A 14,197-nucleotide genomic window follows, 5' to 3' on the forward strand; every position below is an offset into this window, starting at 1 on the left:
CAGTCATACGACAACCTACAACAAACCAATAACAATTTGTAAGGGAATGCCATGACGTCTACCACCCCTTCCCGCGCCCCGTTCAACCGGCTGCTGCTGACTGGTGCTGCCGGTGGCCTGGGCAAAGTCCTGCGCGAACGCTTGCGCCCCTACGCCAACGTGCTGCGACTGTCCGACATCGCCGCGCTCACGCCCGCTGTCGATGATCGCGAAGAAATCGTGCTCTGCGATCTCGCCGACAAACAGGCCGTGCACCAACTGGTCGAAGGCGTCGACGCGATCCTGCATTTCGGCGGTGTGTCCGTGGAGCGGCCGTTTGAGGAAATCCTCGGCGCCAACATTTGCGGGGTCTTTCACATTTACGAAGCGGCGCGCCGGCATGGCGTCAAACGAGTGATTTTCGCCAGTTCCAATCACGTCATCGGTTTCTATAAACAGGACGAGCAACTCGACGCCAGCTCTGCGCGCCGCCCTGATGGCTACTACGGTTTGTCCAAGTCCTACGGCGAAGACATGGCCAGTTTCTACTTCGACCGCTATGGCATCGAGACCGTCAGCATCCGCATCGGCTCCTCGTTCCCCGAGCCGCAAAACCGTCGAATGATGCACACCTGGCTGAGCTTCGACGACCTCACGCAACTGCTCGAGCACTCGCTGTACACGGCCAATGTCGGTCACACCGTGGTCTACGGCATGTCCGATAACAAAGACGTCTGGTGGGACAACCGATTCGCCAGCCACCTCGGTTTCGAAGCCCGGGACAGCTCCGAAGTATTTCGCGAGAAAGTCGAGGCGCAACCGATGCCGGCCGCCGATGACCCGGCGCGGATTTATCAGGGTGGCGCCTTCGTCGCGGCGGGCCCCTTCGGCGACTGACCGACTCACTTGATCCCCCCCAATCAAAACCAAGGGAATGAGTATGCAAGCCGAATTGATCGTCGACGCCCGCAACGCCGTGGGCGAAAGCCCGGTCTGGGTGGCGCAGGAAAATGCGCTGTACTGGGTCGATATCCCCAACGGCGCGCTGCAACGCTGGAGCGCCGATACCGGCCAGGTGCGTGCCTGGAAAGCCCCGGAAATGCTCGCCTGCATCGCGCGGCACCAGCGTGGCGGCTGGATCGCTGGCATGGAGAGCGGCTTCTTTCATTTGCATCCGCACACCGACGGCAGCCTCGACGCCGAGCGGCTCGCCAGCGTTGAACACGCACGCCCGGACATGCGCCTCAACGATGGTCGCTGCGACCGTCAGGGGCGCTTCTGGGCGGGCAGCATGGTGTTGAACATGGGCCTGAATGCGCCCGAAGGACGGCTCTATCGCTACGGTGCCGGCGCAACCGGGACGATCGAAGCGCAACTTGATGGCTTCATCGTCCCCAATGGCCTCGGCTTCAGTCCCGACGGTAAAACTCTGTACTTGTCCGACTCACACCCGAATGTGCAGTTGATCTGGGCTTTCGACTACGACACCGACAGCGGCACGCCATCGAATCGCCGTGTCTTCGTCGACATGAACAACCACTGCGGGCGCCCCGACGGCGCGGCAGTGGACGCCGATGGCTGCTACTGGATCTGCGCCAACGACGCCGGTCTCGTGCATCGCTTCACACCCGACGGGCGCCTCGATTACTCACTCCCTGTACCGGTGAAGAAACCGACCATGTGTGCGTTCGGCGGCAGCCAGATGGACACCTTGTTCGTCGCCTCGATCCGCCCCGGTGACGACCACGATCCGCAATCTCTGGCCGGCGGCGTGTTCGCCCTGAACCCCGGCGTCAAGGGCCTGCCGGAACCACTGTTCAACGATTTGCTGTAACCCGCCTCTGCTGCACCGCTGTGCCTTGAACACAAAAATAACAAGACTGGAGACACCCCTCATGGACTTCAAACGCACGTTGCTCGTCGCTGCACTCCCTTTCGCGTTCACCCTCAGCAGCGCCGTTCAGGCACTGGAAATCAAATTCGCCGACATCCATCCGGCCGGCTATCCGACGGTTGTGGCTGAAGAGCAACTGGGCAAAACACTGGTCGCCGACAGCGACGGCAAACTGACTTTCAAGATGTTTGCCGGCGGCGTGCTGGGCTCGGAAAAAGAAGTGGTCGAACAGGCGCAAGTCGGCGCGATTCAAATGGCTCGCGTCAGCCTCGGCATCGTCGGCCCGGTGGTGCCTGACGTGAACGTGTTCAACATGCCTTTCGTGTTTCGCGACCAAGCGCACATGCGTAAAGTCATCGACGGCGAAATCGGCGATGAAATCCTCGACAAGATCACCCAGTCGGAATTCAACCTCGTAGCCCTCGCCTGGATGGACGGCGGCACACGGAATATCTACACCAAGAAACCGGTGCGCACACTCGAAGATCTCAAAGGCATGAAGATCCGCGTGCAAGGCAACCCGATGTTCATCGAAACCATCAACGCAATGGGCGGCAACGGCATCGCCATGGACACCGGCGAGATCTTCAGCGCCCTGCAGACCGGAGTGATCGACGGCGCGGAAAACAACCCGCCAACCTTGCTCGAACATAATCACTACCAGAACGCGAAGTTCTACAGCCTGACCGGACACCTGATCCTGCCAGAGCCCATCGTGATGTCGAAAATCACTTGGGAAAAACTCACCCCCGATCAGCAGACCCTGGTGAAAAAAGCCGCGAAAGCCGCCCAAGCACAAGAGCGCACTTTGTGGGATGCCAAGTCGGCCAGCAGCGAAGAAAAACTCAAAGCGGCCGGCGTCGAGTTCATCACCGTCGACAAGAAACCGTTCTATGAGGCCACCGCATCGATACGCGAGAAGTACGGCGCACCTTACGTCGATCTGATCAAGCGCATCGAAGCCGTGCAGTAACCCTCCCAGCCCTCAACGAAAGGCCCGGCAACGCTGACCTCGCCGAAGGTCAGCGGCTGCCCGGTTACGGTGGAACCCGATGAAGAATTTGCTGCTGCGCATCAACGACCGGATCTACATGACCTGCATCTGGGTCGCCGGTCTGTCGGTGCTGACCATTTCCCTGATCATCCCTTGGGGCGTATTCGCCCGTTACGTCCTCGGCACCGGCTCCAGCTGGCCGGAACCCACCGCCATTCTGCTGATGATGGTCTTCACCTTCATCGGCGCCGCCGCCAGTTATCGCGCCGGCGCGCACATGGCCGTCGCGATGATTACCGATCGCCTGGCGCCCGACATGCGCAGAACCATGAGCATTGTCTCGCAGGTATTGATGGCGACCATTTGCCTGTTCATGACCATCTGGGGCAGCAAACTCTGCCTGTCGACCTGGAACCAGTTCATGAGCGCCCTGCCCACTCTGCGGGTGGGCATTACCTACATGCCGATCCCGGTCGGCGGCGCGTTGACGCTGATTTTTGTGCTGGAAAAACTCTTTCTCGGCGACCAGAGCAATCGCCGCGTGGTGCGCTTTGACCTGGTTGAAGAAAACGAAGGGGCTGCCTGATGGACGCATTGATTCTGCTGGGCAGTTTTATCGCCTTGATCCTGATCGGCATGCCGGTCGCTTACGCCCTCGGGCTGTCGGCGTTGATCGGCGCGTGGTGGATCGACATTCCGTTTCAGGCGCTGATGATTCAGGTCGCTGGCGGCGTGAACAAATTTTCCCTGCTGGCGATTCCGTTCTTCGTGCTCGCCGGGGCGATCATGGCCGAGGGCGGCATGTCGCGCAGGCTGGTGGCGTTCGCCGGGGTGCTGGTGGGGTTCGTCCGTGGCGGTCTGTCGCTGGTCAACATCATGGCCTCGACATTCTTCGGCGCGATCTCCGGCTCGTCAGTGGCGGACACCGCGTCGGTGGGCTCGGTACTGATTCCGGAAATGGAGCGCAAAGGCTATCCGCGTGATTTCTCCACAGCGGTGACGGTCAGCGGTTCGGTGCAAGCCTTGCTGACACCCCCGAGCCACAATTCGGTGCTCTATTCGTTGGCGGCCGGCGGCACGGTGTCCATCGCTTCGCTGTTCATGGCCGGCGTGGTGCCGGGCCTGTTGATGAGTGCGTGCCTGATGGTGCTGTGCCTGATTTTCGCGCGTAAACGCAACTACCCGAAAGGCGAAGTCATCCCGCTGCGCCAGGCGCTGAAAATCTGCGGCGAAGCGCTGTGGGGCCTGATGGCGATGGTGATCATTCTCGGCGGGATTCTATCCGGGATTTTCACCGCAACCGAATCAGCGGCCATCGCGGTGCTCTGGTCATTTTTCGTAACCATGTTCATCTACCGCGACTACAAATGGAGTGAGTTGCCGAAGCTGATGCACCGCACAGTGCGGACGATTTCGATCGTGATGATCCTGATCGGTTTCGCGGCGAGCTTCGGCTACATCATGACCCTGATGCAGATCCCGGCGAAGATCACCACGATGTTCCTGACCCTGTCAGACAACCGCTACGTGATCCTGATGTGCATCAACGTCATGCTGCTGTTGCTCGGCACCGTGATGGACATGGCCCCGCTGATTCTGATCCTCACACCGATTCTGATGCCGGTGATTCTCGGCATTGGCGTAGATCCGGTGCAGTTCGGCATGATCATGCTGGTGAACCTGGGGATCGGATTGATAACACCGCCGGTAGGTGCGGTGCTGTTTGTCGGGTCGGCGGTGGGCAAGGTCAGTATTGAAAGCACGGTAAAAGCACTGCTGCCGTTCTACGCGGTGCTGTTTCTGGTGTTGATGCTGGTCACCTACATTCCCGCCATTTCCCTGTGGCTACCGCACTTGGTGTTGTAACAACCTGAAAGATCGCAGCCTTCGGCAACTCCTACAGAAATCGCATTCCATGTAGGAGCTGTCGAGTGAAACGAGGCTGCGATCTTTTGATCTTCAAATACTCAAGCACGCAACAACATATATCCCGCGACCACCAGACACACACTGGCAAACCCCACCTGCAACGCCCGCGCCGGCACTCGCGCGCACAGCTTGCGGCCGATGATCATGCCGACAATGCTGGCGACGATAAACGCCGCGCCCTGCCCGTCAATCCGCACCCCGGCGTGAAACGATCCGATCACCCCGATCGCCGAAATCAGGCTGATCACCATCAACGACGTCGCGACTATCCCGCGCATTTGCACGTCGGTCAGTTGCTTGAACGCCGGCACAATCAAAAACCCGCCGCCAACGCCAAGCAACCCGGACACCACGCCCGTAACCGCGCCCAACGCCGCAAGGGTTGCGGTGCATTTGGCCGTCCAGTCGAAGCGCCCGGTTTCTTCATCGAGCATGCAGTTCTTCTGACCCCAACTGCCATGCCCGTGATCGCTCGGCCCTTCTTCCTGACGCTCGCGCCGCAACATGCGCCAAGCAACCATGACCATCAGCAGGCTAAAAAGGATCATCAGAATCTTCTCCGGCAATTGATGCGCGAAGTAGATCCCCAGCGGCGAAAACACCGCGCCGAGCGCCGCAATCAACAGTGCCGCGCGATAACGCACCAGCCCATGGCGCAATCCATCGATAGCTCCAACCGCCGCCGCACTGCCCACCGCGAATAACGCGACCGGCGCCGCTTGCGTCATCGTCCAGCCGAGCCCGAGCACCAGCGCCGGCACCGCCAGAATGCCGCCGCCAGCCCCGGTCAAACCGAGCACCAACCCCATTACCACGCCAAACAGACTTGCCAGCAACATAGGGTTTTCTCAGTCGACCTTGGACAGACTAGTCAGCCATTCGCGGCCCTTGAGCATGCCGTTCCAGTAGAACCACGGCAGCAACGTCGCCTTGAGCAACCACGCAGAACGCCGCGCCACGGTCGGATCAAGAGGAAACGTCGGCAGCAACTTACCGGCATAGCCAAACTCGGCGAGGATCACCTTGCCCTTCTCCACCGTCAGCGGGCACGAACCATAGCCGTCGTACTTCAACGGCAGCGGTTGTTGCTTGCGCTGAGCCAGCAGGTTTTGCGCAACAACCACGACTTGCTTGCGCACTGCTGCAGCGGTTTTCGCGTTGCTGGTGCCGCAGATATCGCCGAGCGCAAACACCTCGGGATAACGCGGATGCTGAAGGCTGTGTTGATTGACTTCGCACCAGCCAGCGGCGTCGGCCAACGGACTTTTTGCGATGAAATCCGGCGAGACCTGCGGCGGCACGACGTGCAGCAGATCGAAGGTTTTCGCCTCGCGAGTGACGTTGCCGTCAGCATCCTTGATCTCGAACCATGCGGTTTTCGCCGGGCCGTCGACCTTGACCAGATTCGAGTTGAACGCCAGTTGCGCGTTGTATTTTTCGATGTACTTCATCAGCGGCGGCACGAACGTCGCCACCCCGAACAACGCGGCGCCGGCGAGATTGAATTCGACATTGATGTTGTTCAGCACGCCGTTTTTAAGCCAGTGATCGCAGGACAGATACAGCGCCTTTTGCGGCGCGCCGGCGCATTTGATCGGCATCGCCGGTTGCGTGAACAGCGCTTTGCCGCCGCGCAGTTTTTGCACCTGATCCCAGGTGTATTGCGCGTGCTGGTAGCTGTAATTGGAAGTGACGCCGTGCTGACCGAGGCTTTCCTGCAAGCCTTCGATTTTCTCCCAGGCCAGACGCAGGCCGGGGCAGACGATCAGGTTTTGATAGCTGACCGTGCGTTGATCGTTGAGGGTGAGTTGGCGCTTGTCGGGATCGATGCCGGTGACGGCGGCTTGCAGCCAGTTGACCTGACGCGGCATCACCTTGGCCATGGGTCTGGCGGTGTCTTTTGCGTCGTAAGCACCGCCGCCGACCAGCGTCCACGCCGGCTGGTAATAGTGCTGCGAACTCGGCTCGATCACGGTGATTTTCAGGTCAGGATCACGCTTGAGCAGGCTGGCGACGAAGCCGATGCCCGCCGTGCCGCCGCCGATAACCACGATGTCTGCACTGATGGATGGGCCCCAGTGTTGATCGTTCATTGCTTGTTCCTTTTGCTGCACGCAAGGATTTCGTCAGCCATCACACAGATCCATTGTAGGAGTGAGCCTGCTCGCGATCGCGGTGGGTCAGCCAACATGTTTATCGACTGATACACCACTATCGCGAGCAGGCTCGCTCCTACAGGGGATTGGTGCGATGGCTGGCATTTATGGGTGTTCCCAGCTTTTTAGGACGGCCCCGCAATAAAGCCCCGACAGGGTCTTCATCACCTGAATCACTTCCGGGCTGGCGAGCCCATAAAAAATATATTTGCCTTCGCGGCGAGTGGCGACCATGCCTTCGTCGCGCAAAATGCCCAATTGCTGGGACAGCGTCGGCTGGCGTACGCCGGTCATGGTTTCCAGCTCGCCAACGTTGCGTTCGCCCTGGGTCAATTGACAGAGGATCAACAACCGATCTTCATTGGCCAACGCCTTGAGCAACGCACAGGCCTTGGTGGCCGAGGCGCGTAATTGGGCGACTTCACATTCGGTCAGACTGGATTGCATTTGCACGATGCCTTCAACGTCACTTAAGCTGCGAACATTATGTTTTTACATAAAGTGTTGCAACCCCGAATGACTTTTCGCCCACTCGTACAGGTTTGTGTCCATGCCCGCGCTGATTGAAGCTTTCCTCGACCCCGCCTCCTCGACCTACAGTTACGTGGTCTATGAAGCCGACGGCGGGCACTGCGCAATCGTCGATCCGGTGCTCGACTACGACGGCGCCGCCGGCCGCACCTGTACCGCTCAAGCCGACAAAATCATTGCCTTCGTCCGCCAACACAACTTGCAAGTGCAGTGGCTGCTGGAAACCCACGCCCACGCCGATCACCTGTCCGCCGCGCCGTATCTGCGCCGCGAACTGGGCGGCAAGATCGCCATCGGCGAGTCCATCAGCAAAGTGCAGAACGTGTTCAAGGCGCTGTTCAATCTGGAGCCGGAGTTCTGCGTCGACGGCTCTCAGTTCGATCACCTGTTCGCGCCGAACGAGTCATTCAGCATCGGCAATCTCAAAGCTACGGCGCTGCATGTTCCCGGCCACACACCGGCGGACATGGCTTACCTGATTGATGGCGAGCAGATTCTGGTCGGCGACACGCTGTTCATGCCGGATGTGGGCACGGCGCGCTGCGACTTCCCCGGCGGCAACGCCAATCAACTGTTCAACTCGATCCAAAAACTGCTGGCCTTCCCGGCGAGCGTGAAGCTTTACGTTTGCCACGACTACCCGCCCGAGGGTCGCGAGTCGCAGTGCCAGACCACGGTGGGCGAGCAGCGCAAAAGCAACATTCATGTGCATGACGGGGTGGATGAGGCGGCGTTTGTTGAGATGCGCACGAAGCGTGATGCCGGATTGGGCATGCCGACGCTGTTGCTGCCGGCGATTCAGGTGAATGTGCGGGCGGGGAATTTGCCGGCGGCTGAGGACAATGGTGTGGTTTATCTGAAGATTCCGCTTAACAAGCTTTAACGTCAAAAGATCGCAGCCTGCGGCAGCTCCTACACGGATTTCGCATTGATCGTTCCCAGGCGGCGTGTGGGCACGATCATGCATTTTTCCCTGTAGGAGCTGCCGCAGGCTGCGATCTTTTGATCTTCACGCCCCCAACGTCAACCCATTCGCCGGCAACGGCAGCGCGGTTTTATACCGCACCTGCTTCAACGCAAAACTCGAGCGGATATTCGCCACGCCCGGCACTTTGGTCAGAAAGTCCATCATGAAGCGCTCCAACGACTGGATCGTCGGCACCAGCACCCGGATCAGATAATCCGGGTCGCCGGCCATCAAATAGCACTCCATCACTTCGGGGCGATCAGAAATCGCTTCTTCGAAATGCTGCAACGCCAACTCCACCTGTTTCTCCAGGCTGACGTGAATAAACACGTTCACGTGCAGCCCCAGCAGATCGGCGTCCAGCAGCGTCACCTGCTCGCGAATCAGGCCTAATTCTTCCATCGCTTTCACCCGATTGAAGCACGGCGTCGGCGACAGATTCACCGAGCGTGCAAGGTCGGCGTTGGTGATGCGCGCGTTCTCTTGAAGGCTGTTGAGAATGCCGATGTCAGTACGATCCAGTTTGCGCATGAGACAAAACCACCTGTTTTTTATGTTTATGCAGAATTTCTATCTGCAAATCGTCTCCAGCGCAACGAAACAGAGATAAATATTCTTCTTGGCCCGGCCTATGATTGTTGTAGGACAAGATTTCTTCTACCGAAGGATGACTGCCAGCTCACTACAAGAAATTCACAAGATCGAGCGTAGAAGCCATGACCCAAGCGTATGAACCGCTGCGTCTGCACGTCCCTGAACCCTCGGGCCGTCCAGGCTGCAAAACCGATTTTTCCTACCTGCATCTGACCGATGCCGGTACGGTGCGCAAACCTTCCATCGACGTCGAACCTGCCGACACCGCCGACCTGGCGCGTGGGCTGATTCGCGTGCTCGACGATCAAGGCAACGCCCTCGGCCCTTGGGCTGAAAACGTGCCGGTCGAGATCCTGCGTAAAGGCATGCGCGCCATGCTCAAGACGCGCATCTACGACAACCGCATGGTCGTCGCCCAGCGTCAGAAAAAGATGTCGTTCTACATGCAAAGCCTTGGCGAAGAAGCCATTGGCAGTGCTCAGGCGTTGGCCCTGAACATCGACGACATGTGCTTTCCGACCTACCGTCAGCAAAGCATTCTGATGGCCCGCGAAGTGCCACTGGTCGACCTGATCTGCCAACTGCTGTCCAACGAGCGCGATCCGCTCAAGGGCCGCCAGTTGCCGATCATGTACTCAGTTAAGGAAGCAGGTTTCTTCACCATTTCCGGCAACCTCGCGACCCAGTTCATTCAGGCGGTCGGCTGGGGCATGGCTTCGGCGATCAAGGGCGACACCAAAATCGCCTCGGCGTGGATCGGTGACGGCGCCACCGCCGAATCGGACTTCCACACCGCCCTCACCTTCGCTCACGTTTATCGCGCGCCGGTGATCCTCAACGTGGTCAACAACCAGTGGGCGATTTCGACCTTCCAGGCGATCGCCGGTGGTGAAGCCACCACCTTCGCCGGACGCGGCGTCGGTTGCGGCATCGCTTCTCTGCGCGTCGATGGCAACGACTTCTACGCGGTTTACGCCGCTTCTGCCTGGGCTGCCGAACGCGCCCGCCGCAACCTCGGCCCGACCATGATCGAATGGGTCACCTACCGCGCCGGCCCGCACTCGACCTCCGACGACCCATCGAAATACCGTCCTGCCGATGACTGGAGCCACTTCCCGCTCGGCGACCCGATTGCCCGCCTGAAACAGCACCTGATCAAGGTCGGCCACTGGTCGGACGAAGAGCACGCCGCCGTCAGCGCCGAGCTCGAAGCCGAAGTGATTGCCGCGCAGAAACAGGCCGAACAGTACGGCACCCTCGCCGGCGGCCAGATTCCAAGCGCCGCGACCATGTTCGAAGACGTCTACAAAGAGATGCCGGAGCACTTGAAGCGCCAGCGTCAGCAGTTGGGGATCTGACATGAACGATCACAACAACAATATTCAGCTGGAAACCGCCATGACCACGACCACCATGACCATGATCCAGGCCCTGCGCTCGGCCATGGATGTGATGCTTGAGCGCGATGACAATGTCGTCGTGTTCGGTCAGGACGTCGGCTATTTCGGCGGCGTGTTCCGTTGCACCGAAGGCCTGCAAACCAAGTACGGCGCCTCGCGTGTGTTCGATGCGCCGATTTCTGAAAGCGGTATCGTCGGCGTTGCCGTGGGCATGGGCGCTTACGGTCTGCGTCCGGTTGCCGAGATTCAGTTCGCTGATTACGTCTACCCGGCGTCCGACCAGATCATTTCCGAAGCTGCGCGCCTGCGTTATCGCTCGGCCGGCGAATTCACCGCGCCGATGACCCTGCGCATGCCGTGCGGCGGCGGCATCTACGGCGGCCAGACGCACAGCCAGAGCATCGAGGCGATGTTCACTCAGGTCTGCGGCTTGCGCACCGTGATGCCATCCAACCCGTATGACGCCAAAGGCTTGCTGATCGCCTCCATCGAAAACGATGACCCGGTGATCTTCCTCGAGCCGAAACGCCTGTACAACGGCCCGTTCGACGGCCACCACGACCGTCCGGTAACGCCGTGGTCGAAACACCCGCAAGCACAGGTTCCGGACGGTTACTACACCGTGCCGCTGGACGTTGCCGCCATCACTCGTCCGGGCAGGGACGTGACCGTGCTGACCTACGGCACCACCGTGTATGTGTCGCAAGTCGCGGCTGAAGAAAGCGGCGTAGATGCCGAAGTCATCGACCTGCGCAGCCTGTGGCCGCTGGATCTGGAAACCATCGTCAAGTCGGTGAAGAAAACCGGCCGTTGCGTGGTGGTACACGAAGCCACGCGCACCTGCGGTTTCGGCGCCGAACTGGTGTCGCTGGTGCAAGAGCATTGCTTTCATCACCTGGAAGCGCCGATCGAACGCGTCACCGGTTGGGACACCCCCTACCCGCACGCGCAGGAGTGGGCGTATTTCCCAGGGCCGTCCCGAGTGGGCGCGGCGTTGAAACGGGTTATGGAGGTCTGAATGGGCACGCACGTTATCAAGATGCCGGACATCGGCGAAGGCATCGCAGAAGTAGAACTGTCACAGTGGCACGTCAAGGTTGGCGATCTGGTCGTCGAAGATCAGGTGCTGGCGGACGTGATGACCGACAAGGCAATGGTCGATATTCCGTCGCCGGTGCATGGCAAGGTGATTGCCCTCGGTGGTCAGCCGGGTGAAGTGATGGCGGTTGGCAGTGTGCTGATCAGCATTGAGGTTGAAGGTGCCGGCAATCTGAAAGAATCGGCCGCGCCTGCTGCCGTCAAAGAAACACCTGTTGCGCCGAAAGTTGAGGCCGTTGTTGAGAGCAAACCTGCTCCAGCCGCCCCGCGTCCGGCTGCCGTTTGCCAAGGCCCGATGGTGGCTCGCGAAGCAGACGAACGTCCTCTCGCCTCCCCGGCCGTGCGCAAACATGCGCTGGATCTGGGCATTCAATTGCGTCTGGTGCGCGGTTCCGGCCCGGCCGGTCGGGTGTTGCACGAAGACCTTGAAGCCTACTTGGCGCAAGGTCAGTCGAACACTTCGGCGCCAGTTGCTGCCGCTTACGCACAGCGCAACGACGAAGAACAGATTCAAGTGATCGGCATGCGCCGCAAGATCGCCCAGCGCATGCAGGACGCTACCCAGCGTGCCGCACACTTCAGCTATGTCGAAGAAATCGATGTCACCGCGATTGAAGAACTGCGCGCGCACCTGAATGAAAAACACGGGGCCAGTCGTGGCAAGTTGACCTTGCTGCCATTCCTCGTTCGCGCTCTGGTCGTCGCCCTGCGCGACTTCCCGCAGATGAATGCCCGTTACGACGACGAAGCTCAGGTCATCACCCGCCTTGGTGCGGTGCATGTCGGCGTCGCCACGCAAAGCGATGTCGGCCTGATGGTGCCGGTGGTGCGTCACGCCGAGGCGCGCAGCTTGTGGGACAGCGCCACGGAAATCTCGCGTCTGGCCAACGCCGCGCGCAATGGCAAGGCCAGTCGCGATGAGTTGTCCGGTTCGACCATCACCCTCACCAGCCTCGGTGCGCTGGGCGGTATCGTCAGCACCCCGGTGTTGAACCTGCCGGAAGTGGCCATCGTCGGCGTCAACAAAATCGTCGAACGGCCAATGGTCGTCAAAGGCCAGGTAGTGGTCCGCAAGATGATGAACCTCTCCAGCTCGTTCGATCACCGCGTGGTCGACGGCATGGACGCGGCACTCTTCATCCAGGCCATTCGTGGCCTGATCGAACAACCTGCCACTTTGTTTGTGGAGTAAGGCTCGTATGCAATCTCTGAACACCACGCTGCTGATCATCGGCGGCGGCCCCGGCGGTTATGTAACGGCGATTCGCGCCGGGCAACTGGGCATTCCGACGATTCTGGTCGAGGGCCAATCGCTGGGCGGCACGTGCCTGAACATCGGCTGCATCCCGTCGAAAGCGTTGATTCATGTGGCTGAGCAGTTTCACCAGACCCAGCATCACAGTCAGCATTCGGCGCTGGGCATCAGCGTTTCGGCGCCGACGCTCGACATCAGCAAAAGTGTCGAGTGGAAGGACGGCATCGTTGATCGCCTGACCACTGGCGTTGCGGCGTTGCTGAAGAAGAACAAGGTTCAAGTGATCAATGGCTGGGCCAAAGTCATCGACGGCAAGACTGTTGAAGTCGGCGACACGCGCATTCAGTGCGAGCACCTGGTGCTGGCGACCGGTTCGACCAGCGTCAATCTGCCGATCCTGCCGATTGGCGGGCCGATCATCTCCTCCACCGAAGCGCTGGCGCCGACGTCCGTGCCGAAACGTCTGGTCGTGGTGGGTGGGGGTTACATCGGTCTGGAATTGGGCATCGCTTATCGCAAACTCGGCGCCGACGTCAGTGTGGTCGAGGCTCAGGATCGCATCCTGCCGGCCTACGACGCCGAACTGACGCAACCGGTGCACGAGGCGTTGAAGCAACTGGGTGTGAAGCTGTACCTGAAACACAGCGTGCTGGGTTTCGACGGCACGTTGCAGGTGCGCGACCCAGAGGGCGAGACGCTGAACCTGGAAACCGATCAGGTGCTGGTCGCCGTCGGTCGCAAACCGAATACCCAGGGCTGGAATCTGGAAGCGCTGAATCTGGACATGAACGGCTCGGCGATCAAGATCGACAGCCGCTGCCAGACCAGCATGCGCAATGTCTACGCCATCGGTGATTTGAGCGGCGAACCGATGCTCGCTCACCGCGCGATGGCGCAGGGCGAAATGGTTGCCGAGTTGATCAGCGGCAAAACCCGCGAATTCAGCCCGACGGCGATTGCTGCGGTGTGCTTTACCGATCCGGAATTGGTGGTGGTCGGCAAGACGCCGGACGAGGCTAAAGCTGCGGGGCTGGACTGCATTGTGGCGAGTTTCCCGTTCGCGGCGAATGGCCGGGCGATGACGCTGGAGTCGAAAAGCGGCTTCGTGCGCGTGGTCGCTCGTCGGGACAATCATCTGATTGTCGGCTGGCAGGCGGTGGGCGTTGGCGTGTCCGAGTTGTCGACAGCGTTTGCGCAAAGCCTGGAAATGGGCGCGCGGCTGGAGGACATCGGCGGCACCATCCATGCGCATCCGACCTTGGGAGAAGCGGTGCAGGAAGCGGCGTTGCGTGCTTTGGGGCATGCGTTGCACCTGTAAAGATCAAAAGATCGTCCGATCGCGGCCCGAGCCTTCGGCAGCTCCTACAGGGGTTTGCCGATTCTGTAGGAGCTGCCGCAGG

General features: G+C 60.0%; 14 protein-coding genes. 10 read left to right on the plus strand and 4 right to left on the minus strand.

Annotated elements, in window-relative coordinates; translation table 11 throughout:
* The first annotated feature begins 51 nt into the window (after positions 1-51).
* From AD669_RS15840 to AD669_RS15860, 5 genes are all read left to right on the plus strand, one after another.
* Positions 52-876, plus strand: coding sequence for an NAD(P)-dependent oxidoreductase (locus tag AD669_RS15840; protein ID WP_053121420.1), 825 nt, complete (start codon positions 52-54; stop codon positions 874-876).
* A 43-nt stretch (positions 877-919) separates the two neighbouring features.
* Entirely contained in the window at positions 920-1,813 is an 894-nt protein-coding gene (locus AD669_RS15845) for an SMP-30/gluconolactonase/LRE family protein (RefSeq protein WP_053121421.1), read from the plus strand.
* Between the two features lie 61 nt (positions 1,814-1,874).
* A complete protein-coding gene (locus AD669_RS15850) occupies positions 1,875-2,846 on the plus strand; it encodes a TRAP transporter substrate-binding protein (protein ID WP_053121423.1) in 972 nt (323 codons plus the stop codon).
* A gap of 79 nt (positions 2,847-2,925) precedes the next feature.
* A complete protein-coding gene (locus AD669_RS15855; protein ID WP_053121425.1) occupies positions 2,926-3,453 on the plus strand; it encodes a TRAP transporter small permease in 528 nt (175 codons plus the stop codon).
* The gene (locus AD669_RS15860) at positions 3,453-4,733 is read left to right on the plus strand and encodes a TRAP transporter large permease (RefSeq protein WP_053121428.1); all 1,281 of its coding nucleotides are present in this window, start codon (positions 3,453-3,455) and stop codon (positions 4,731-4,733) included. The genes AD669_RS15855 and AD669_RS15860 overlap by 1 nt, the downstream gene beginning before the upstream one ends.
* Before the next feature lie 101 nt (positions 4,734-4,834).
* Here AD669_RS15860 and AD669_RS15865 read toward each other — a convergent pair whose 3' ends face one another.
* The 3 genes from AD669_RS15865 to AD669_RS15875 all read right to left on the minus strand — a co-directional run bounded on the left by AD669_RS15865 (position 4,835) and on the right by AD669_RS15875 (position 7,399).
* The gene (locus AD669_RS15865) at positions 4,835-5,635 is read right to left on the minus strand and encodes a sulfite exporter TauE/SafE family protein (RefSeq protein WP_053121429.1); all 801 of its coding nucleotides are present in this window, start codon (positions 5,633-5,635) and stop codon (positions 4,835-4,837) included.
* Positions 5,636-5,644: 9 nt separating this feature from the next.
* Positions 5,645-6,889 carry an FAD/NAD(P)-binding oxidoreductase gene (locus AD669_RS15870; RefSeq protein ID WP_053121431.1) on the minus strand — a complete coding sequence of 415 codons (1,245 nt, stop codon included), beginning with the start codon at positions 6,887-6,889 and terminating at the stop codon, positions 5,645-5,647.
* Positions 6,890-7,057: 168 nt separating this feature from the next.
* Positions 7,058-7,399, minus strand: a complete 342-nt coding sequence (locus tag AD669_RS15875) for a helix-turn-helix transcriptional regulator (RefSeq protein WP_053121433.1) — start codon at positions 7,397-7,399, stop codon at positions 7,058-7,060.
* A 103-nt stretch (positions 7,400-7,502) separates the two neighbouring features.
* On the opposite strand from AD669_RS15875, the gene AD669_RS15880 reads away from it, so the two are divergent.
* Positions 7,503-8,366 carry an MBL fold metallo-hydrolase gene (locus AD669_RS15880; protein ID WP_053121435.1) on the plus strand — a complete coding sequence of 288 codons (864 nt, stop codon included), beginning with the start codon at positions 7,503-7,505 and terminating at the stop codon, positions 8,364-8,366.
* A 126-nt stretch (positions 8,367-8,492) separates the two neighbouring features.
* Here AD669_RS15880 and bkdR read toward each other — a convergent pair whose 3' ends face one another.
* Complete coding sequence (bkdR, locus tag AD669_RS15885) at positions 8,493-8,981, minus strand: Bkd operon transcriptional regulator BkdR (RefSeq protein WP_008086971.1); 489 nt, start codon at positions 8,979-8,981, stop codon at positions 8,493-8,495.
* A 185-nt stretch (positions 8,982-9,166) separates the two neighbouring features.
* Here bkdR and AD669_RS15890 point away from each other — a divergent pair, with 185 nt between their 5' ends.
* The 4 genes from AD669_RS15890 to lpdA are packed head-to-tail and all read left to right on the plus strand — an operon-like array spanning position 9,167 to position 14,115.
* The gene (locus tag AD669_RS15890; protein ID WP_007915086.1) at positions 9,167-10,402 is read left to right on the plus strand and encodes a 3-methyl-2-oxobutanoate dehydrogenase (2-methylpropanoyl-transferring) subunit alpha; all 1,236 of its coding nucleotides are present in this window, start codon (positions 9,167-9,169) and stop codon (positions 10,400-10,402) included.
* A 1-nt stretch (position 10,403) separates the two neighbouring features.
* Positions 10,404-11,462 carry an alpha-ketoacid dehydrogenase subunit beta gene (locus AD669_RS15895; RefSeq protein ID WP_053121437.1) on the plus strand — a complete coding sequence of 353 codons (1,059 nt, stop codon included), beginning with the start codon at positions 10,404-10,406 and terminating at the stop codon, positions 11,460-11,462.
* Positions 11,463-12,734, plus strand: a complete 1,272-nt coding sequence (locus AD669_RS15900; protein ID WP_053121439.1) for a dihydrolipoamide acetyltransferase family protein — start codon at positions 11,463-11,465, stop codon at positions 12,732-12,734.
* 7 nt (positions 12,735-12,741) lie between these two features.
* Positions 12,742-14,115: a dihydrolipoyl dehydrogenase gene (gene lpdA, locus AD669_RS15905; RefSeq protein WP_053121441.1), complete on the plus strand. Its 1,374-nt coding sequence runs from the start codon at positions 12,742-12,744 to the stop codon at positions 14,113-14,115.
* Positions 14,116-14,197: the final 82 nt, after the last annotated feature.

Source organism: Pseudomonas sp. P1.31 (assembly GCF_001269815.1).
Lineage (GTDB): Bacteria > Pseudomonadota > Gammaproteobacteria > Pseudomonadales > Pseudomonadaceae > Aquipseudomonas > Aquipseudomonas rustica.

Bases quoted from the DNA above. Each gene is read 5' to 3' on its own strand.
- AD669_RS15840 (WP_053121420.1), top strand. From the start codon at position 52: ATGACGTCTACCACCCCTTCCCGCGCCCCGTTCAACCGGCTGCTGCTG.
- AD669_RS15845 (WP_053121421.1), top strand. From the start codon at position 920: ATGCAAGCCGAATTGATCGTCGACGCCCGCAACGCCGTGGGCGAAAGC.
- AD669_RS15850 (WP_053121423.1), top strand. From the start codon at position 1,875: ATGGACTTCAAACGCACGTTGCTCGTCGCTGCACTCCCTTTCGCGTTC.
- AD669_RS15855 (WP_053121425.1), top strand. From the start codon at position 2,926: ATGAAGAATTTGCTGCTGCGCATCAACGACCGGATCTACATGACCTGC.
- AD669_RS15860 (WP_053121428.1), top strand. From the start codon at position 3,453: ATGGACGCATTGATTCTGCTGGGCAGTTTTATCGCCTTGATCCTGATC.
- AD669_RS15865 (WP_053121429.1), bottom strand. From the start codon at position 5,635: ATGTTGCTGGCAAGTCTGTTTGGCGTGGTAATGGGGTTGGTGCTCGGT.
- AD669_RS15870 (WP_053121431.1), bottom strand. From the start codon at position 6,889: ATGAACGATCAACACTGGGGCCCATCCATCAGTGCAGACATCGTGGTT.
- AD669_RS15875 (WP_053121433.1), bottom strand. From the start codon at position 7,399: ATGCAATCCAGTCTGACCGAATGTGAAGTCGCCCAATTACGCGCCTCG.
- AD669_RS15880 (WP_053121435.1), top strand. From the start codon at position 7,503: ATGCCCGCGCTGATTGAAGCTTTCCTCGACCCCGCCTCCTCGACCTAC.
- bkdR (WP_008086971.1), bottom strand. From the start codon at position 8,981: ATGCGCAAACTGGATCGTACTGACATCGGCATTCTCAACAGCCTTCAA.
- AD669_RS15890 (WP_007915086.1), top strand. From the start codon at position 9,167: ATGACCCAAGCGTATGAACCGCTGCGTCTGCACGTCCCTGAACCCTCG.
- AD669_RS15895 (WP_053121437.1), top strand. From the start codon at position 10,404: ATGAACGATCACAACAACAATATTCAGCTGGAAACCGCCATGACCACG.
- AD669_RS15900 (WP_053121439.1), top strand. From the start codon at position 11,463: ATGGGCACGCACGTTATCAAGATGCCGGACATCGGCGAAGGCATCGCA.
- lpdA (WP_053121441.1), top strand. From the start codon at position 12,742: ATGCAATCTCTGAACACCACGCTGCTGATCATCGGCGGCGGCCCCGGC.